At 44.7% G+C, this 20,005-nt stretch carries 18 protein-coding genes; 17 read left to right on the top strand and 1 reads right to left on the bottom strand.

Features of this window, described 5'->3' with window-relative positions; all coding sequences use genetic code 11:
- Positions 1–15: 15 nt before the first annotated feature.
- Positions 16–870 (top strand): sugar phosphate isomerase/epimerase family protein, encoded by an 855-nt coding sequence (locus NSS94_RS25240; protein ID WP_341040450.1) that lies wholly within the window; start codon positions 16–18, stop codon positions 868–870.
- Positions 871–963: 93 nt separating this feature from the next.
- Here the strand turns inward: NSS94_RS25240 and NSS94_RS25235 are convergent, their stop codons facing one another.
- On the bottom strand, positions 964–1,332 hold the full coding sequence (locus NSS94_RS25235; RefSeq protein ID WP_029515033.1) for a DUF423 domain-containing protein: 369 nt from the start codon (positions 1,330–1,332) through the stop codon (positions 964–966).
- Between the two features lie 315 nt (positions 1,333–1,647).
- On the opposite strand from NSS94_RS25235, the gene NSS94_RS25230 reads away from it, so the two are divergent.
- The 16 genes from NSS94_RS25230 (at position 1,648) to NSS94_RS25155 (ending at position 19,632) form a co-directional block, all read left to right on the top strand.
- Complete coding sequence (locus tag NSS94_RS25230; RefSeq protein WP_341040518.1) at positions 1,648–4,596, top strand: glycoside hydrolase family 48 protein; 2,949 nt, start codon at positions 1,648–1,650, stop codon at positions 4,594–4,596.
- Positions 4,597–4,735: 139 nt separating this feature from the next.
- Entirely contained in the window at positions 4,736–5,239 is a 504-nt protein-coding gene (locus tag NSS94_RS25225; RefSeq protein WP_341040449.1) for a ferritin, read from the top strand.
- A gap of 290 nt (positions 5,240–5,529) precedes the next feature.
- Positions 5,530–6,078 carry a GNAT family N-acetyltransferase gene (locus tag NSS94_RS25220; protein ID WP_029515029.1) on the top strand — a complete coding sequence of 183 codons (549 nt, stop codon included), beginning with the start codon at positions 5,530–5,532 and terminating at the stop codon, positions 6,076–6,078.
- A 290-nt stretch (positions 6,079–6,368) separates the two neighbouring features.
- Complete coding sequence (locus NSS94_RS25215) at positions 6,369–8,396, top strand: S9 family peptidase (protein ID WP_069011138.1); 2,028 nt, start codon at positions 6,369–6,371, stop codon at positions 8,394–8,396.
- 113 nt (positions 8,397–8,509) lie between these two features.
- Entirely contained in the window at positions 8,510–9,613 is a 1,104-nt protein-coding gene (locus NSS94_RS25210; protein WP_341040448.1) for a DNA alkylation repair protein, read from the top strand.
- A 179-nt stretch (positions 9,614–9,792) separates the two neighbouring features.
- On the top strand, positions 9,793–11,382 hold the full coding sequence (locus NSS94_RS25205; RefSeq protein ID WP_069012580.1) for an acyl-CoA synthetase: 1,590 nt from the start codon (positions 9,793–9,795) through the stop codon (positions 11,380–11,382).
- Between the two features lie 47 nt (positions 11,383–11,429).
- The gene (locus tag NSS94_RS25200; RefSeq protein ID WP_029516797.1) at positions 11,430–12,662 is read left to right on the top strand and encodes an aminopeptidase; all 1,233 of its coding nucleotides are present in this window, start codon (positions 11,430–11,432) and stop codon (positions 12,660–12,662) included.
- Positions 12,663–12,890: 228 nt separating this feature from the next.
- Positions 12,891–13,481, top strand: a complete 591-nt coding sequence (locus NSS94_RS25195) for a TetR/AcrR family transcriptional regulator (protein WP_029516796.1) — start codon at positions 12,891–12,893, stop codon at positions 13,479–13,481.
- An 18-nt stretch (positions 13,482–13,499) separates the two neighbouring features.
- Positions 13,500–14,126: an HXXEE domain-containing protein gene (locus NSS94_RS25190; protein WP_341040446.1), complete on the top strand. Its 627-nt coding sequence runs from the start codon at positions 13,500–13,502 to the stop codon at positions 14,124–14,126.
- A 120-nt stretch (positions 14,127–14,246) separates the two neighbouring features.
- Positions 14,247–14,954, top strand: coding sequence for a DUF4309 domain-containing protein (locus tag NSS94_RS25185; protein WP_165150852.1), 708 nt, complete (start codon positions 14,247–14,249; stop codon positions 14,952–14,954).
- A gap of 149 nt (positions 14,955–15,103) precedes the next feature.
- Positions 15,104–15,631, top strand: coding sequence for a TetR/AcrR family transcriptional regulator (locus NSS94_RS25180; RefSeq protein ID WP_340932164.1), 528 nt, complete (start codon positions 15,104–15,106; stop codon positions 15,629–15,631).
- Between the two features lie 216 nt (positions 15,632–15,847).
- Complete coding sequence (locus NSS94_RS25175; RefSeq protein WP_340932165.1) at positions 15,848–16,438, top strand: sulfurtransferase TusA family protein; 591 nt, start codon at positions 15,848–15,850, stop codon at positions 16,436–16,438.
- Complete coding sequence (locus NSS94_RS25170; protein WP_039275080.1) at positions 16,435–16,911, top strand: DsrE/DsrF/DrsH-like family protein; 477 nt, start codon at positions 16,435–16,437, stop codon at positions 16,909–16,911. Before NSS94_RS25175 ends, NSS94_RS25170 begins: the two co-directional genes overlap by 4 nt.
- 76 nt (positions 16,912–16,987) lie before the next feature.
- Positions 16,988–17,254 carry a metal-sensitive transcriptional regulator gene (locus NSS94_RS25165; RefSeq protein ID WP_013310304.1) on the top strand — a complete coding sequence of 89 codons (267 nt, stop codon included), beginning with the start codon at positions 16,988–16,990 and terminating at the stop codon, positions 17,252–17,254.
- A gap of 233 nt (positions 17,255–17,487) precedes the next feature.
- Positions 17,488–18,168, top strand: coding sequence for a YetF domain-containing protein (locus NSS94_RS25160; protein ID WP_069012582.1), 681 nt, complete (start codon positions 17,488–17,490; stop codon positions 18,166–18,168).
- Between the two features lie 303 nt (positions 18,169–18,471).
- Complete coding sequence (locus NSS94_RS25155; RefSeq protein ID WP_341040444.1) at positions 18,472–19,632, top strand: trans-sulfuration enzyme family protein; 1,161 nt, start codon at positions 18,472–18,474, stop codon at positions 19,630–19,632.
- The last annotated feature ends 373 nt before the right edge of the window (positions 19,633–20,005 follow it).

The raw sequence follows: 20,005 nt of genomic DNA, 5'->3' as shown, positions 1-20,005 counted from the left end.
AAGAGGTGAATTTTAGTGACAGTAGGTGTATTGGCACATTTGTTTGGCAAGTTGCCTTATCGCGAATTGGCTGCAAAGGTAGGCGCAGCGGGCTTTACTCATGTTCAGCTGGCTCCGTGGAGAGCGATCAGTGATGTGGATTTTAATAAATCGGGTAAGTTCAATCCGGGATTGGCACTGTCTATCGCAGAAGAATTTCGTAAGCATGGTGTTTCCATATCGGTGCTCGGGTGCTATTTGCATTTTTTTGTACAGGATGAGGAATTGCTGCGTGAAAATGTAGAGCGCTTTAAAGAGCTGATCCGATATGCGGGTCTGTTAGGAGCACCCATGGTTGCAGCTGAAGTGGGACGTAATGAGGATGGTACCGCCTATACGGAACGTGACTGGAGAGTTGTAAGGGAAGTAGTGCGTGAATTAGCAGATGAAGCGGAGAAGTGGGGCGTATTCGTAGGATTGGAAGCTGCAAACGATCACTTGGTAGGAACTGCCGTAGAGTTGGCTACCTTTCTGGAGGAAGTGCCCTCTTCACACATCGGTGTTGTGATTGATCCTGGTAATCTGCTGAAAACGGAAAATATGGCGCAGCAGGATGAGATCATTCGGGAAGCTTTCCAACTGCTGGGCCCCCGGATTATCGCTGCGCATGCCAAAGACCGGCGTTTGTCATCGTCGGGTGAAATTGAGACGGTGCCGCCGGGTTTTGGAGACATGAACTATGGCCTCTACATGGAACTGCTGGAGCAGTACAAGCCGGGGGTTCATATTATTATGGAAGCTGCTCAGGAGCATGAGATGGCTGAATCCAGACGTTATATCGAAGGACACCGGATAGCCGCTCAGAAAGCGAAACAAGTGCAGACGAAATAATGTATTCTTTCATAATACTCAGGAATGCTACGTTAATAATTCGAGAGACTTGGAAGCGCCTCCTTTTCCAAGTCTCTGTTTCTTTACCCTTGTTTAACCCTGCACAACCGCCACGATCACAATGACCCAGCTTGCCAAAAAAGCCAACCCGCCAAATGGGGTGATTGCTCCAAGCTTTTTCACACCGGATACACTAAGGGCATACAGACTGCCGGAAAACAGGAGAATACCCACCAGCATAACCCAGCCTGCGGTTACGATGAGAGAAGAATGGACAAGTCTGTCAGCAAGAACTCCAAGCAGCAGCAAACCCAGTCCATGAGCGATTTGATATTGAATTCCTGTCTGGAATATGCTCATCATGTCTGCGGAAAGTCTCTTTTTCAATGCGTGTGCGCCGAACGCTCCAAGCGCTACGGCTAAAAACATCACGATACAACCAAGCAATAGCAAAATTTTCATGTTTTAACGCCTCCCTGTGAAATAGTACCGATTCCAATTGATTTCGTCAATTTTCCTTGTGAAACTCTAAACATATATAATTTTTCGACTCTCATTTGGCGCCTAGTGTGGTATATTTTTTCCAGGGCCAATGCGAAGCATTTGGAGCAATAGACAGCGTGTCCTCCACCTTTTTTATGGGAAAGTGAGGTGATGGTGCTGTCTTTTTGTGCTGTCATTTTTCGGAATAAAATCTTGTGTAAAGTCAAAATTGATAATGGAGAGGATGAATGCAAAGTGATCAGCAGAAAATCCGTGTTCAGGAAATCTGTCTCTATGGTCATGTCAGCTATTTTGGTACTTCCGTTAACCTTGGGCTTATTTCAGGCAGAACCCGACCGTGCATCAGCTACAACACCGGAATCGACACGCTTTCTACAATTGTATAAACAGCTGAAGGATCCGGCTGGCGGATACTTTTCAAAAGAAGGCATACCTTATCATTCCGTTGAAACGCTCATGAGCGAGGCTCCGGATTACGGACACTTAACGACTTCGGAAGCGTACAGCTACTGGATGTGGCTGGAAGTACTGTATGGTCATTATACCGGGGATTGGGGGCATTTGGAATCCGCGTGGGACAACATGGAGAAATATATCATTCCTGTTAATGAAGGCGACGGTAAGGAAGAGCAACCGACAATGAGTAACTATAACCCGAACAGCCCCGCCACTTATGCAGCAGAATATTCGCAGCCGGATCAGTACCCAAGCCGCCTAAGTGGTCAGTATGGTGCTGGCAAGGATCCACTGGACTCTGAGCTGAAGGCAACCTATGGCAACAACCAGACTTATCTGATGCACTGGTTGTTGGACGTGGATAATTGGTACGGTTTCGGAAATCTTCTGAATCCGTCGCATACAGCAGCCTATGTAAACACCTTCCAGCGCGGGGAACAGGAATCGGTCTGGGAGGTTGTACCACATCCATCGCAAGACAATCAAAAGTTTGGCAAGCCTAATGAAGGCTTTATGAGCCTGTTCACCAAGGAAAATAATGCCCCGGCTCAGCAATGGCGTTACACGAATGCCACCGATGCAGATGCACGGGCAGTTCAAGCGATGTACTGGGCTAAGGAATTGGGATATGACAACTCCGTATATTTGGATAAAGCCAAAAAGATGGGAGACTTTTTGCGTTACGGCATGTACGATAAATACTTCCAGAAAACCGGAAGCGCTTCCAATGGAAGTCCAATTGCTGGTACGGGCAAGGATGCCAGTCTTTATCTGATGGCATGGTATACATCCTGGGGCGGCGGACTTGGCCAAAGCGGCAACTGGGCTTGGCGTATTGGTGCCAGCCATGCACATCAGGGCTACCAAAATGTCGTCGCAGCATATGCGTTGTCCAACCAAGATGGTGGATTAATACCGAATTCACCAACGGCGGGACAGGATTGGGCGACCTCGCTGAAGCGCCAACTGGAGTTTTATACTTGGCTGCAATCCGATGAGGGGGCCATTGCAGGCGGAGCGACGAATAGCTGGGATGGTGCCTACAAGGCTTATCCATCTGGCACAAGTACCTTTTATGGCATGGCTTATACAGGGGCTCCTGTATATAACGATCCACCGTCGAACAACTGGTTCGGGATGCAGGCTTGGCCTGTCGAGCGAGTTGCCGAGCTGTACTACATTTTAGCCAAGAAAGGGGATACTTCGTCCGAGCAGTTTAAAATGGCTAAACAAGTGACGGAAAACTGGATCGCGTGGTCCAAGAACTATGTATTTGCCAACGAACGGCCTGTGACTGACGTGCAGGGATATTATTTGGATGCACAAGGCAAGCGTATTCTGGGTGGCAAAAATCCGAAAGTGGCTACTACAGCAGCTAAAGGCGAATTCTGGCTGCCGAGCAATCTGGAGTGGAGTGGAAAGCCTGAAACCTGGAGCGGATTTGCCAATCATAAAGGGAATACCAATCTCCATGTGGTAACAAAGAATCCGGGGCAGGATGCCGGAGTACTGGGCAGCTATGTTAAAGCACTTACTTTCTTTGCTGCTGGAACGAAAGCTGAAAAAGGAGACTATTCCGAGTTAGGCAAGGAAGCTAAGGATCTGTCTAAAGCTTTGCTTGATGCTGCATGGGGTTATAACGATGGTATAGGTATTACAACGAAGGAAGCTCGCGAGGATTATTATCGTTATTTTACTAAAGAAGTGTATATCCCGAACGGCTGGAGTGGTAAGACTGGACAAGGCAACACGATCCCTGGCACAGACGCTACCGCTTCTGACCCGTCCAAGGGCGGCAATGGTACCTATTCCAGCTATAGCGATATCCGGCCTAATATCACTAAAGATCCGCAATGGTCCTATCTTAAAGATAAATACACGACTTCTTGGAACAATCAGACCAAAAAATGGGATAAAGGTGCTCCAGAATTTACGTATCACCGTTTCTGGTCCCAAGTCGATATGGCAACGGCTTATGCTGAGTATGACCGTCTCATTAACGGTAGTGGACCAACCGAGCCGACAGCTCCCAAAGCTCCGGCAAATGTGAAGGCAAACGCAGGGGATGCTCAGGTTACACTCATTTGGAGCAAAGCGACGGGTGCCGATAGCTATACGGTCAAGCGCTCGACAACCAGTGGTGGTCCTTATACCACAGTAGCAACGGTAACAGACAGCACTTACAAGGATACAGGAGTGCTGAATGAAACCACTTATTATTATGTAGCAAATGCAACAAATTCTTTAGGAACCAGCCCGGATTCTGTCGAGGTCAGTGCTAAGCCTACGGCAGCTCCCATTCCAGCAACGGGAGACGTGATTGCCCAATACCGCGTGGGCGACACTAATCCGGGAGATAACCAGATTCGGCCACTGTTCCGTGTTGTAAACAAGGGTAAAGAGGCTGTCGAACTGAAAAATGTTAAGCTGAGATACTACTATACCGTAGATGGCGACAAGTCACAGGAATTCCATTGTGACTATGCACAGTTGGGTAGTAGTAACGTTCAGGGACGTTTTGTGAAACTGGATAAGGCCGTTACAGGTGCAGATTATTATCTGGAGATCTCCTTTGGAGCTGGTGCGGGAAGTCTGGCAGTAGGGGAAAATACAGGAGATATTCAAATTCGCATGAACAAGACGGACTGGAGCGACTATAACGAAAGTGATGATTTTTCCTATGATTCTACCAAGACCTCTTATACGGATTGGGACAAAGCACCTTTGTATATAAACGACAAACGTGTCTGGGGCCTGGAGCCTTGATTGCGAACTGATTGTGGAAATCGCGGGCGGAATGTGAGAGCACTGAACTGGATTCATTTCCGTCCGTTTTTTTGTGATCGGATTCGTGGTACACTATGATCGTTACATCATTACATACATGACCGAGGTGACCTGAGACATGAATGACAATTTGGCACAGGCTCTGAATGAGCAAATGAACTTTGAATTTTACTCCGCTCACGTATATCTGGCGATGGCTGCTTATTGCTCCAGTGAAAGTCTGGATGGGTTTGCAAACTTCTTCCTAGTACAAGCTGAGGAGGAACGGTTTCATGCCATGAAACTGTATAAATACATTAATGACCGTAAAGGACGTGCTACATTGGCTGCATTACCAGAGCCCAAGAACAGCTACGATTCCATGCTGGACGTATTTGAGCATGGCTACAAGCATGAGCAGCAAAACACGCAAAAATTTTATCATTTGGCTGACTTGGCCCTCGATGCACGTGAGCATGCAACGATCCATTTCTTGAAATGGTTTATTGATGAGCAAGTCGAGGAAGAAGCGCTGTTCGACAGTGTTATCCAGAAGCTTAAACGCATTGAAAGAGACAGCAACGCCTTTTATATGCTGGACAGCGAGTTTGCCAAACGCAGCTTTACTGCCCCTGCGGAGTAACACTGCAAACATGTTGTGTTTGAAAATGCCTGAGGCATGGACAGCATTTTATTCGTCAAGAAAGTAAAGGAGCCCGGCTTTCGGGCTTTTTTGCGTTGACTTTGATTTACCGAATGCCCCTCTTTCGAGGGGATATTGTTATTTTAAATGGAGTTATAGAAAAAATTAATTTGTCGCTGGATGGTGAGCATGCTACAGTTATGTTAACTTTTATATCTGATTAAATAGATAGGAATAATTATATAGTGGTTCACGCGTTTTATAAAAACACTATAAGGAGGCGGGTTAGTATGAGTGAAATCTATCGTCTGGCACTCCAAGAGGACGCAGAAAGATTGCAGTATGTGACGTATGAGGCGTATGAAACAATTCGGCAGTTGGGGCTTCGATGGCCTGCCGCTCAGGCAGACGTTGCTCTCATTCAAGAAAATATTAAAAATAATGATTGCTATGTGCTGGAAGTAGACGGTGTCATTCAGGCTACCGTTAGCCATCTCAAAAATAGAGCCCTTAATTTTATAACCGATCTACCGTTTGTGATGTGGTTTGCTGTAGACCCGGCTACCCAGGGCAAAGGATATGGGAAAAAATTGTTGAATTGGGTAGAGCAAACGATTATACGTGATCAGGTGGGAGCTCCTGCAGTAACACTGGCGACTGCAGAAAAGCATCCCTATTTGCTATCCATGTACGAGCGTTGGGGATATGAACGTATCCATGCTTTTGACCATGGAACAGGGGACGGGACGATGCATTTACTGCGTAAAGTGGTGAATCCTGAATTATTCTCCACTTACATTCGTGAAAAAAATGAAGCCGAGACAGCCAACCAAAATTAGACCCGATCAACCGGAACAGACGAAGCCGATTCGTTCGCTGAAAGGGGCTTGGAGCGAATGAATTTTCAGTTATGATTGATGAATAACGTTACCCTCTCTCATGAAATTAACCGAAATAACGGTGTTTTCTGGTCGATAGCGACTGAGAGAGGGGCTTTTTAATTTTGGACAAATTGACAGAAATAAATTAAAAGAGTAACGTAATTGTATAATTATTATAATCACATAAAATTAATCGGATTAATTAAAATTTGAAAATGTGGAATCTGATGATATAAGGAGGGATTTTTTTGGGCGACTCGCAATTTAGCACGACCAAGCGCTGTATAACAGCCGAGGATTTATATCGACTTCACTGGGTTAGCGATCCAGTTATTCATCCTATTAGTGGTGAAATCGCTTACGTAGAACAGTATATTAATAAAGAACGGACAGATTATAACTCAGGAATTTGGCTATTATCGTCCGATGGCGCTAGCGCATTACCCTTTACATACGGACCGAAAGATGAAATGCCTGTCTGGTCACCCGACGGATCACAACTAGCTTTTCTCCGTACAACAGACGGCAAGCGCCAGGTATGGATTATTCCAGAACGCGGGGGAGAGGCACGACAGCTTACATACGTAGAGAACAACGTTCGTTCATTAGCCTGGTCTCCTAATGGGACCTGCATATCGTTTGTAGCTAAAACGGCCGAGAACCCGTCAAGCCCGATATCCGATGAAGGAACTCAGGAGGCGCAACTTAAGGGACGAGTTGTTAATCGAACGAAAGCTAAATCCGACGGCTATGGACTGTGGGATGATACTCGTGATCACTTGTATGTAACGGATGTGACTTCGGGGCACACAGTTCAACTGACTTCCGGCGCTTATGATGCGGCAGAGCCTGTGTGGTCACCGGATGCTCAACGTATTTTATTCGTCGCCAGAATAGCAGAACATTCGAAAGAGGATACGGATTTACGTGAACTAAATGATTTGTTTACGATAACTCCTGCGATTTCAAATGATGATGCCGCAGCACCGCTTAAGCTGACCTATACTGAACTGCACATCGAGAGTGCTGCTTATTCTCCCGACGGTTCAACGATTGCCTTTTACGGCCATGATCGACATGCCAAAGGCGCTACTCAGACCCGACTGTACACGGTTCCTTCCAGTGGGGGGACGGCAGTATGCGTTAGTGAGATGCTTGACGCTCACCTTGGTAATGCGGGTATGAGCGACATGCGTTCACATCTTCATATAGGACCACCACGCTTTAGTGCCGACGGTCAATCCCTGTACACGCTGGTTACACGTGAAGGAAATGTGCACGTATATCAGTTTGCTCTTGATGGAACTTTTAAAATTTTAACGCAAGGAGAACGAGAAATTTACCAATTCGAGCTTACATCGGATGAGCAGCATATCATTGCCGCTTCCACCGATGTAACTTTACCAGGCGATTTGTTCCGGATTGCGATTCATTCAGGAACTGAGGAACGGCTGACACGAGTAAATGATTCTTTGCTTGATGAGATTGAGATTAGTGTGCCTGAGTGCTTTTGGACGGAGGTTGAGGATGGCCGACGGGTGCAGGGATGGGTAATGAAGCCTGCTGGGTTTAAGGAGGGAGTATCCTATCCTGCCATTTTGGAGATACACGGTGGCCCTCATGCCATGTATTCCAATTCTTTTTTTCATGAATTTCAGTTGCTGGCCGCTCAGGGATATACAGTCATCTACACGAATCCCGGAGGAAGCCGAGGGTACGGACAGTCTTTTACCAATGTCGTCCTTAGAGATTACGGCGGACGCGATTACACTGATCTACTGAGCGCAGTGGACGAGGCTATACGCCAGTTCCCATTCATTGATCCGGAAAGGCTGGGTGTAACAGGGGGCAGCTATGGTGGCTTTATGACAAACTGGATTGTTGGCCATACCGATCGTTTCCGCGCAGCTGTAACCCAGCGCTCCATATCTAATTGGCTGTCAATGTATGGAGTGAGCGACATAGGGTACTCGTTTACTGAAGATGAAGTCGGCGGGAATCCGTGGGAGGATTGCGAGCTCTTGTGGAGGCAATCTCCACTGGCTTATGTGCAGCAAATTAACACACCGCTGCTCATATTACATGGGGAGCAGGATCTGCGATGCCCTATAGAGCAGGGAGAACAGCTGTTTACAGCATTGCGTCGCTTGGGGAAACCTACGCAATTTGTCCGTTTTCCAGCTTCAAGTCACGAGCTTTCACGAAAAGGGCACCCGCAGCTTCGCGTGGAACGACTGCAACGCATTACCAATTGGTTTGCCCAACACGAATTATAAGTTAAATCGATTTCTTGTGTTGATGTAAAAATGTCAGGTCCTCATCATAGGACTTGGCATTTTTAGTATGCCTTGCTACAATTCTCTCAACCTCATTCAAAAGGAGATATATAATGGCCGAGCCCTTAAAAAATATGTACACGGAGAATTTTCTTCAACAATTCGGTGAAAAAGTACAGTCTGCATACAGGCCGTTCGATACCATCGGATTTATCCATCAAGTGATGGATGAAAAATGGGATGAGCTGGAGCTGAAAGAACGAATACGGCGTATTTCGTTAACATTAGGGGCATTTTTGCCCAGTAATTATGAAGAAGCTCTGGGTATTCTTTTTAATATAGATGAGCATTGCAGTGGTTTTCCGTACTTGTTTTTCCCCGATTTTGTGGAGGTGTATGGGCAGGGAGAAGGGGATTGGGACCTGTCCATGAAGGCGCTGGAGCGATTCACATCTAGGTCCTCTGCGGAGTTCGCCGTAAGACCCTTCCTCCTGCGTGAACCGGAACGGATGATGCAGCAAATGACGACCTGGGCGGGACATCAAAGTGAGCACGTTCGTCGTCTTGCCAGCGAAGGCTGCCGTCCACGGCTACCCTGGGGACAGGCGTTGCCTGTGTTTAAGCGCGATCCTGCTCCAGTATTGGCTGTATTGGAATTACTGAAAGCCGATCCATCACTATATGTACGTAAAAGTGTAGCCAACAACCTGAACGATATTGCCAAGGATCATCCTGATGTGGTCATTGCTACGGCTCAACGGTGGAAAGGGACACATCCTGACACCGACTGGATTGTGCGTCATGGCTGCCGGACCCTGATTCGCAAATCTATCCCCGAAGTGATGGCAATGTTCGGCTATGCGGATGAAACAGACGGGGGACCGTTGGTCACGGGTGCCTCTTTCACCACAGACCCTGCCATGCTAAAGCTTGGTGATAGCTGTGAGTTGAGCTACGCGCTTCAGCTTCGTGAAGGTGACCCGGTACGAGTCCGCATCGAGTACGGCATTGACTTTGTAAAGGCGAGAGGACAGGTTTCACGTAAACTGTTTTTGCTATCTGACAAAACGGTCCCCGGAGGAACCCATCTTACAGGTACACGGACACACCGTTTTGCAGACCTGACAACTCGTCGCCATTATGCGGGAACGCATCGGATTGCGTTGCTCGTAAATGGTCAGGAAGCGGCTTATACAGTGGTAGAACTCCAGTTGTAGATCAAGATTGCAGTGAAGAGAAAGAGTCTGAAATCAGGCTCTTTCTTTTTGTGGTTGTTTTTACCCAATTCATTTTTTTTCCAAAAAAAATGATTCTGGTATTAGAACCTGGTACTAAGACGTGTTATACTACAGTAAGAAAGTGGATCTCATCTTATGTATAAAGGGGAAGGTATAATTTGACAGATCAACAACAATGGCTTGCGCCTGAATATTACAATATGACTTCGGAAATGGAACACCATGAGGCTGATAAAACAGCACTTAAGTGGCTGAGTGAGACAGGAGAATACGAAGAAATCACCTATGGAGAGCTGTTGAAAAAGGCTAACCGACTGGCTGGAGGACTCGCAAGTCTGGGATTTAACAAAGGTGACAGAGTTCTGGTCGTAGTACCACGGCGTATTATTGCGTATGTAATTTATATAGCCTGCTTGAAGCTGGGGCTTGCTGTCATTCCATCTTCAGAAATGCTGCGTGCCAAGGATATTGCATATCGTCTTCGCCATTCTGAAGCACGCGCAGTCATTGCCTGGAACGGAGTAACAGGTGAAGTGGACAAAATAAGCGATGATTTGCCTACTCTGGATTATCGTATCGTGGTCTCCGGGGACGACACGCCAGATGTATCTGGCTGGCTCGTGCTGAATGAGCTGATGGATGGACAGGAAGATACTTTTGAAGCTGTGAAGACGCACCGTGACGACATGGCCATTCTGGCCTATACTTCGGGCACCACGGGAAATCCTAAAGGTGTTGTACATAGCCATGGCTGGGGATATGCTCATCTGCGGATAACATCACCATGGTTGGATATTCGAGCTTCAGACGTAGTATGGGCTACAGCTGCACCAGGATGGCAAAAGTGGATTTGGAGTCCGTTTTTATCTGTACTGGGGAATGGAGCGACCGGATTCGTATATAATGGTCCGTTTCGTCCGGGTCGCTATTTGCAGTTCATGCAGCAGTACGGAATCCAAGTGTTGTGCTGTACGCCGACAGAATATCGGATTATGGCGAAAACGGATGGTTTGGATCAATATGATCTATCCCAATTGCGCAGCGCAGTTTCTGCGGGAGAGCCTCTCAATCAGGAGGTCATTAATAAGTTTCAGGAGCAGTTCAACATTACGATTCGTGACGGCTATGGTCAAACGGAGAGCACATTAATTATTGGTAATTTAAAGGATGCACCTCTGCGTACAGGCTCGATGGGCAAATCTATTGCACCGGGACTCGTTGAGGTCGTAGACGAGGATGGCATTCCGCTGGCTCCGGGGCAAGTGGGCGATATTGCGGTACGCGCTGATCTGCCGGCATTATTCCAAACGTATTACCATGATCCAGAACGCAAATTAACTAGTGTCCACGGAGATTATTTTGTTACGGGAGACCGGGCTCGCAAAGATGAGGATGGATATTTCTGGTTCGAAGGACGTGGGGATGATATCATTATCAGTTCTGGCTATACCATTGGTCCTTTTGAAGTAGAGGAAGCGCTTATGAAGCATGACTCCGTGCAGGAATGTGCTGCCGTAGCCAGCCCTGACGAGATCCGTGGACATGTTGTAAAGGCTTTTGTCGTACTCAAAGCTGGGGTAGAAGGATCACCGGCGTTAGTGAAGGAACTGCAACATCATGTGAAAACATGGACGGCGCCTTATAAATACCCACGAAAAATAGAGTTTATTAAAGAACTCCCTAAAACCAGCTCAGGCAAAATACGAAGAGTGGAGCTGCGTGAACTGGAGAAGCAATCCGTACTGTAATGATGAAATTATTCAATATAATCAAAACGGAACAGGAGCGTGGAAAAATGAGTACATTTGAATCATTGTTGGAGCAATACGCAGAACTGGTTGTAAGAGTAGGGGTTAACATTCAGCCTGGACAGGTGTTTTTGGTAACTGCACCACTGGAAACTGTTGAGTTTACACGCCTGATTGTCAGCAAAGCCTATGAAGCAGGCGCTAAATATGTACAGGTAGAGTTTGAGGATGATTCCATTACACGTAGTCGTTTTGAACATGGTGACGAAGCTAGCTTCGATTACTACCCTGCTTGGAAGGCAGAAATGATGGAGAAATTTGCCGAAGAGGGTGGAGCCACACTAACGATTAAAGTGCCGAACCCCGATTTATATCAAGGCATTGATCCACAAAAGGTATCTCGTGCGACTAAGGCGGCAGCTACGGCGAGAGAAAGTTTTTCCAAATATACCCGAAATCATAAAATTAGCTGGTGTTTAATTAAAGCGCCGACGAAGGCTTGGGCCGATAAAGTATTTGCAGATGTAGCAGAAGAGGATCGTATACGTGTCATGTGGGATACAATCTTCCAAATGAACCGTGTAGATGGCTCTGATCCTATTCAGAATTGGCAGAAACATTTGAAAAACCTTGAACAGGTACAAGACAAGCTGAATCATAAAAAGTATAAAAGTCTCCACTATCGTGCACCAGGAACAGATTTGCGAATTGAACTGGCTGACGGGCATATTTGGCGCAGCGGCGGTGGGGAGAACGAGCGCGGAGATTACTTTGTCGCGAATATGCCGACAGAAGAAGTGTTCACGATGCCTAAGCGTACAGGTGTGAATGGTCATGTCACAAGTACCATGCCACTCAATTTAAATGGACAACTGGTGGATCGCATAACGTTTACCTTTAAGGACGGTAAAGTCACTGAATATACAGCAGAATCCGGCGAGCAGCATCTGACTCATTTGCTCGCTACGGATGAAGGGGCCAGCTATTTGGGAGAAGTTGCGCTGGTGCCGCACGATTCACCGATCTCCAATCTCAATCGTATTTTTTACAATACAGGTATCGACGAAAATGCCTCCTGTCACTTGGCCCTAGGCAGTGCGTATCCATTTAATATGGAAAATGGGACACAAATGAACCGGGAGGAGCTGCTCCAGAACGGTGCCAATGTCAGTCTGACTCATGTTGACTTCATGATCGGCTCAGCTGAGCTGGATATTGATGGCGAACTGCAAGATGGAAGTAAAGAAGCCGTGTTCCGCAAAGGAAATTGGGCTATTTAGTCCTTTTCTCAACCTCAATTCAATCAACCCGCAAACGATCTCATTCGTATGCGGGTTTTTCTATTCCCTAAATCTCAAATCACTCCTTGTTTTGTGAAATATAAAGTGCTAAACTGAGTTCAAACAAAAATTTAAACAATGTTTTAATTGTTGTTTGAAAAGTTGCTTATATAAAGTTGTCCGTTTCATTTGTCCGTTATGATTGAACGAAACAGGAGGAGGAAAAACATGAATCACCCAGACAAAAAACAACAAACCAAAGAAAAAATCTTAGACGCTACGCTGGAATTTATTCAAAAGGAAGGTTTTGAGGCGGTTACAATCCGAAAAATTGCCGATCTGTCTGCTACTAATATTTCATTAGTTAATTATTATTTTGGCTCCAAGGAAAATTTGCTCAGTGAAGCTATTGAAGTGATATTAAATGGCTTTCAACACACCTTTTCTATTTTGGATAATACAGCGATCCCCCCCCAAGATAGACTGAAACAATTTTTACATAACTATTTACAGGTGATTCGTCAATATCCAGAGCTTCTTTCGCGAATTATTGCCATGGGTAGCACGCCCTTCACATCTCAACAGGAATACGGAAGGTTTTTAAACATAATGGGATTTCCAAAGGTTCAGAACACGATCAAGGAGCTGACAGGCGAGCAACAGCCGGAGCGCTTGTTAGCGATGATGCTGCAAATATTCGGAGCTATTTTTCTGCCCGCACTGATGAGTCCGATTCTTGAATCAGGGGCAGTTGTGAAAATACCTTCAATAGAGGAACAATTAAATCTGCTGTTTGAAAGATATTTTGATCAAAAATAAAGCATAGGAGTGACTAATATGAATTATTTGAGAAAATATTGGCAAGATGCAGGGGCTATAATCGGTGTGGTCGTATGTGTTGTTTTGCTTATGAATCAAGCTATCCTTTCGGATATAACAGGCATGTTATGGTTGAGTTTTGTAGCTATATTGTTTCATCAATTTGAGGAGTACCGCTGGCCTGGATATTTTGCTGGTTTATTTAACAACGTTATGTTTAAAAGTGAAGCACCCGATCATTACCCCTTAAACACTCAATCAGCGATGATTATCAATGTTGCAATTGCCTATGTGTTTTACCTGCTCCCCGTATGGTTTCCGCAAGTAATCTGGCTTGGACTCGCACCCGTTTTTATGGGATTTTTTCAGGTCGTCTGGCACGGTATCGTCGTAAATATTAAAGCAAAAACCCTATATAATCCTGGCTTGTTTACGGCACTTCTCATGCATGTTCCAGTCGGAATTTGGTATATACATGCAATAGTACAGCGAGACATCCCAACGGCAATAGACTGGATTGCGGGTACGATCTACTTTGTTTTTGCTGTATACATCTTCATCATTAAAGGGAATATATGGTTGAAGAAGAGTGACTCTCCTTACTCCTTTTCTAAACAACAGCTGGGATCTTATGGTCGTAAATAGTGTATATTAGAAAATCATTAATGTCCTTGTTTACAAGTTGGAAACAAGTAGAGGTATTCTGGAAACGAGGTTCGGTTACACTTGGTTTGTACCCATGAACAAGGAAAGAGTGATCTTATAATGAAGCATACACATCAATTTTATGATCGTAAAAAGTTGGCTTACAAGCTAATCACCACTAGTGCTTTATTGGCGATAGGTTTTGCTGTGATGACAGGATGCAGCAATAGCGGGGAAGCAAAATCAACTGCTCCTACTAAAGCAGAAACAGTCACATCGCCTGCTAGTTCTACAGATCAAAACACGGATCTCAATACTAATGGGCAAGGCTCAACCTCAACCTCAACCTCGACCCATCAAGAACCTGCCAATAGTACAGCTACACCTCACAGTAAACACAGCCCTGCAGCCGCTATATTTAGCGCAGCCAAGCAGGGAACCTTACCGAATTTGCCTAAAGGTCTTGGCTTGGGAACTAGCAGCGCTCTTTTATTTGAGCTGTGGGGGAAATCCGAGTCTGGTTCTACTGGCCCTATGAGAAGCTACGCTAAGTATCATACAGACATCATGCTGGATGGAAGCGATAAAGTTACAGAAATTACATCTTCCGATCCAGAATATAAAAAGTTGCTTATCAAACAAATTGTTGACGATTTAGGCCAACCTACGGAAACCGTTGATACCTCTAGAGACATACCTGACACAGCAGAAGCTAATTATACGATCAATAACACATCAGGACTTAGTTATAATTTAGTATTTTCCTATCAAACCAAAACGCAAAAGGTCAATTATATCCGATTATATTTTAACTCTAAAACGCCATAATTGGATGCATATAACAGAGTCGTTTCCGTTAGAATTGCGGAGGCGACTTTGTTCAAGCTCATTGCATTTTTAGGGTATGTCGTTTATACTATTTTGTAATTGATTAATCACTAATCAGAAAACTGTGTTAAATAAAAGGATGAAAAAACATGACTAAAGCTACGTCAACATCTATAAATCGCCAAAAGGAAATCATATCTGCTGCCATTGAAGTGTTTGCTGAGATGGGCTACTACCGAGCTACAACAGCCAAAGTTGCAGAACGGGCCAATATTTCTCAACCCTATGTCTTTCGTTTTTTCGCTACCAAGGAAGCATTGCTTGTTGAAGCCCTGAAGGTTTCATTTACACGTATCATAGATTCTTTTCACAGCGTCATTCATTCGGCCTCATCTGAGCAGCTTGAGCAAGAGCTAATTGCAGCCTATTCGCAAATTATGACGGAATACCGTAATGAAACACTTTTGCAAATGCAGGCGCAGACGATCCGCGAGGATGAGGTTGTAAGCGTGATGCAGCAAGGGTTACGTGAAATTCATACGACGGTGTATGATGCTTTCCGACGGGCAGGTATTGAACAAGCAATGGAAAGAACGATGCTTTTTCTCGCTAGAGGTATGCTGTGTAATATTTCAATGTCGCTGGATTTGCCAGAACTGATGAAAAAAGGCGATTAATTTTGGTTTATGTTTATGCAATAGAGTCGCGTTTTTGCGCGGCTTTTTTTGCTTTTAATTTTATTTGTTTAAGACATGATTTTGTTTGCTTCTGAGAAGAAACGGCCAAATAAGTTGACAAGAGAAGTGAGTATCATTATCCTAATACCTATAGGGGTATATGTATAAAAGATTTAACTAAGCTAAGCCCCTCAAAAAACAGGCGGAGGTTATAGAATGTCATCAACTAACAATATCCAAGCAGATCATATTCTTGATTGTAAAGGGCTAGCTTGTCCTATGCCTATTGTAAAAGCAAGAAAGGCTATGAATGAGCTCGTTCCTGGAAAGATTATGGAGATTCAGGCGACTGACAAAGGTTCATTAGTCGATTTTCAGAGCTGGGCCAAAAACACCGGACATCAATATTTGGGCACTCTCCAAGAAGGAGATGTAATGCGACATTATCTACAAAAAGCAAATCTAGCTGAAGTGAAGAAGGAGCAAGTATTTTCTTCTACGATAAGCCATGAAGAGCTACAAGCAAAATATTCTGGCAAAGAGAACTTCATTTTACTCGATGTTCGTGAACCCGCTGAATTTACGCTTAAACATATCCCTGGATCTAAGCACATCCCTCTTGGCGAACTGGAGAACAGACTTTCTGAACTGAACTTGGAAGAAGAGATCGCAGTGATTTGCCAAGCTGGAGCACGCAGTGAAATGGCTTGTCAGTTATTAGTTGCCAAAGGCGCTAAAAAAGTCAAATCTGTGCTTTCAGGCATATCCGAATGGGCTGGAGAGACTAAAGGAAGCGAATCCATATGAGCACACCCAAAACAACGATTGTATTATTCAGCGGGGAGCTGGATAAGGCGATTGCTGCATTCATTATTGCGAATGGAGCGGCAGCATATGATCACGAAGTAACTATTTTCTTTACTTTTTGGGGGTTAAATACGTTACGCAAGGATGAAATCGTGAGCACTAATAAGGGAATACTCGAAAAAGCCTTTGGTTGGATCATGCCTCGTGGACCCAAAAAGCTGGCACTATCCAAAATGAATTTTGCCGGACTCGGTCCACAGATGATCAAGCATGTCATGAAAAAACACAATGCGCTTTCCTTGCCGCAGCTTATAGAGTTGGCACGAGAGCAGGGGATCAAGCTCGTCGCCTGTACCATGACCATGGATTTGTTAGGGCTGCAGCAAGAAGAGCTAATCGACGGTTTGGAATATGCTGGGGTAGCCGCCTACTTGGGGGATGCTTCCCAGGGCAAGGTGAATCTATTTATTTAGGGTATCCTATTTATTTTTTTGGTTTATAATATACCTATACGTGTATATGGTAAGTCGAAAAAGGAGTGCATTACTTATGGATTACAATTACAGTGATGAACTGAAAACGCGCCTGAGGAGGATTGAGGGACAGGTGCGTGGGGTACTTCGTTTAATGGATGAAGGAAAATCGTGCAAAGACGTCGTTAGCCAGTTATCTGCCGTACGTAACGCATCAGATAAAGCGATTGCCCAAATTGTAGCAGAGAATCTGCAACGATGTATATTGGAAGAGCAAGAGGCTGGAGGAGACACGGATAAGCTGGTTAAAGAAGCGATTCAGCTTCTTGTGAAAAGTAGATAATCTGACTCCGGAGTCCAAGCTAGCGGGCAATGATGTCACTATGCACAAAATTACGGGAGCTGGCATATTGCCTTTGATTAAGATTATATACTAGCCGTAATTAAAAAGTTCGCTGCCTCTAGTTGGTAGCGGGCTTTTTTAATCGGACATTCCAGGAATAACCCTCTGTTTATGCTGAGGTAGGCCGGTGTAAATAACACATAACAAAACAACTTCTTCCGGGAGGCCTATTTATGGAGGTATTTGTTTCGATTGGTGTCAAATTGATCATCAGCTTTTTTGGCTTGTGGATCATTACTTTTATTACAGGTCGGAAAACACTCAGTCAGTTAACACCACTCGATTTCCTAACATCATTGGTGTTAAGCGAAATTGTGGGAAATACGTTATATGACGATAAGGTGACCATTGGGCAGCTTTTGTTTGCTTTGGCACTATGGTGCGCGCTGGCCTACTTTTTTGAAAAAGCCACGACCCATTTTGTGAAATTTGGATATATGGCAGAAGGTCGAACAGTGCTGCTCGTGGATAAAGGGCAGGTAAATCAAGAAATGCTGGAGAAATATGATATAGAATTTACACAGCTACTCTCCATGCTACGCCAGCAAAATATTTTTTCTCTGCGTGAGGTCTGGTACGCTACGTTAGAGACGAACGGCTCCTTGTCAGTCATGCGCAAACCTGAATACGAGCCACCCGCCGCTCAGGATATGGGAATAGATGCACAGCCTGATCTTTTTTCTGTTACTGTCATTGATAAGGGAAGGTTGCTAAATGAATCTATGCGTGGGAAAACAATTGATATTGGAGAGATTAAGGCTAAGGTGCGAGAGCAGGGATATGATAGTATCGATGAGATTGCCTATGCAGAGTTAAGCGAGGATGGAACACTTCATATCGTGCCAATGAAATAGAAAAAGCATTAAAAATAAGACCATTTTGATAATTAAGCCAAGAAAGAGGAGCAAGGTGAACAGTCAGGGTTGTACTTCCCAGCTCAAACAATGAAATACAGATGATCAACTCTGATACCCGGAGTATATTTTTACTCATTGCTTCCATTCACTGCTCCATATTTATTTCATGCATTTAATTATCATTTTTAGATCCCAGCAGTTCTTTAAAAGATTTTTGAAATAACCCTATAGAATATTTGAGTCCCGGATTGAGGAGACTACCTCATGAGTTTGAAATTTTTCAGAAAGTGGTGATCAGATTTGAGTTTCTCGGATGATCAGCTTATCTGTCTCCGATTTGAGGACGAACTAGGGTGTTTTGCTAAGGCTGCTGCTCCTCCTATTTATGAGACTGCTCCATTTTTCTTTGATACTTACGAAGATTATGCTGAAGCGGCTAATAATGAAAAGGAGCATTATGTCTATTCGAGGGGAACCAATCCTACCGTTCAGATTGCAGAGCAAATGATTGCTGCACTGGAAGGTGGGGCGGACTGCAAGTGCTTTGCTTCCGGAATGGCTGCTATCAGTGCGGCTCTAATGTGTAGTTTATCCGCCGGGGACCATCTGATTCTGGTCGGACACATATACGAAACCTCCGTCAGCCTAGCTAAATACTTATCGAAGTTCAATATAAATTATACAATTGTACATTCCACTTCTACGGAAGCAGTTGCTGATGCCATCAAACCGCAGACCCGTGCTATTCTTATGGAGTCTCCTACCTCATTCACATTCGATATGGTAAATATTCAGGAGGTAGCTTCGCTTTCCAAAGCGAAGGGCATCCGCACAATCATAGATAATTCATGGGCTACACCCCTTTTTCAAAAACCATTAGAATGGGGCGTAGATATCGTTGTTCACTCCGCATCCAAGTACTTGGGTGGTCATAATGATTTAATTGCAGGGGCAGTGATCGCTTCTAAAGAGATAATAAATCGTATGTATGCTGAAGAGTATGAGTTGATTGGCGGCTCGTTGGCCCCTTTTGAAGCCTGGCTACTCATTCGGGGGCTAAGAACACTCCCTCTCCGAATGGAAGCCCATCAGAGAAATGCTCTGTCGGTTGCTCGTTTTCTATCAGATCATCCGGCCATTTCAAAAGTGAATCATCCCGGACTTCCTTCTCACCCACAACATGAGCTGGCATGTAGGCAGCTCAAAGGGTATGCCGGATTATTCAGTTTTGAACTAAAAGATTTGGGTTATGAGGATATATGCAGAGTGATCAATAAACTGCGACTGATTCGGATTGGTGTATCTTGGGGGTCTATGGAGAGCCAAGTGATCTCACCAAACTACGGCTTCAATAAGCAGAGTCTAAAAAAACAACACATGCCCGAATCGCTTATCCGCCTAGCTGTAGGGCATGAGCCTGCTGAACTTCTGATACAGGATTTAGCTACAGCTTTAAGCTAAGCTAACTTTCAGGATTTTATCTAAATAAGCGGAAGTAGCGGCTCCTCCAATACATAAAGAGCTTCTGCTTTTCTGATTTATGATGTTTATACCTGATCAAATTTGCGCTTTAAGTAGGAGATAAGAGAGTCTCAGTTGTTCCAGGTAAATCACCGTGTAGAAATACAAACTAGTAAATTGGGAAATATTACAACTTGCCTGATAGGTATACACGTGATAAATTATATATCCAGCCAGTTAAACGGCTGTTGACTTGATCTTTGAAAACTGAACAACGAGTGAGTACGGATTTTGCTTGCAAAATCCAACGCTGAAATTTTGGTACATGCCTTCCAGGCTGTATAAAATGGAAGCAAACAAGAGATGTTTTTTA

It is taken from the genome of Paenibacillus sp. FSL L8-0644 (genome assembly GCF_038008165.1).
Taxonomy (GTDB): domain Bacteria; phylum Bacillota; class Bacilli; order Paenibacillales; family Paenibacillaceae; genus Paenibacillus; species Paenibacillus polymyxa_D.
This window is presented reverse-complemented; position numbering and strand designations above follow the sequence as displayed.

Coding starts and splice junctions, on each gene's coding strand:
- NSS94_RS25235 (WP_029515033.1), bottom strand. CDS start 1,332: ATGAAAATTTTGCTATTGCTTGGTTGTATCGTGATGTTTTTAGCCGTA.
- NSS94_RS25230 (WP_341040518.1), top strand. CDS start 1,648: ATGGTCATGTCAGCTATTTTGGTACTTCCGTTAACCTTGGGCTTATTT.
- NSS94_RS25225 (WP_341040449.1), top strand. CDS start 4,736: ATGAATGACAATTTGGCACAGGCTCTGAATGAGCAAATGAACTTTGAA.
- NSS94_RS25220 (WP_029515029.1), top strand. CDS start 5,530: ATGAGTGAAATCTATCGTCTGGCACTCCAAGAGGACGCAGAAAGATTG.
- NSS94_RS25210 (WP_341040448.1), top strand. CDS start 8,510: ATGGCCGAGCCCTTAAAAAATATGTACACGGAGAATTTTCTTCAACAA.
- NSS94_RS25200 (WP_029516797.1), top strand. CDS start 11,430: ATGAGTACATTTGAATCATTGTTGGAGCAATACGCAGAACTGGTTGTA.
- NSS94_RS25195 (WP_029516796.1), top strand. CDS start 12,891: ATGAATCACCCAGACAAAAAACAACAAACCAAAGAAAAAATCTTAGAC.
- NSS94_RS25190 (WP_341040446.1), top strand. CDS start 13,500: ATGAATTATTTGAGAAAATATTGGCAAGATGCAGGGGCTATAATCGGT.
- NSS94_RS25185 (WP_165150852.1), top strand. CDS start 14,247: ATGAAGCATACACATCAATTTTATGATCGTAAAAAGTTGGCTTACAAG.
- NSS94_RS25180 (WP_340932164.1), top strand. CDS start 15,104: ATGACTAAAGCTACGTCAACATCTATAAATCGCCAAAAGGAAATCATA.
- NSS94_RS25175 (WP_340932165.1), top strand. CDS start 15,848: ATGTCATCAACTAACAATATCCAAGCAGATCATATTCTTGATTGTAAA.
- NSS94_RS25170 (WP_039275080.1), top strand. CDS start 16,435: ATGAGCACACCCAAAACAACGATTGTATTATTCAGCGGGGAGCTGGAT.
- NSS94_RS25165 (WP_013310304.1), top strand. CDS start 16,988: ATGGATTACAATTACAGTGATGAACTGAAAACGCGCCTGAGGAGGATT.
- NSS94_RS25160 (WP_069012582.1), top strand. CDS start 17,488: ATGGAGGTATTTGTTTCGATTGGTGTCAAATTGATCATCAGCTTTTTT.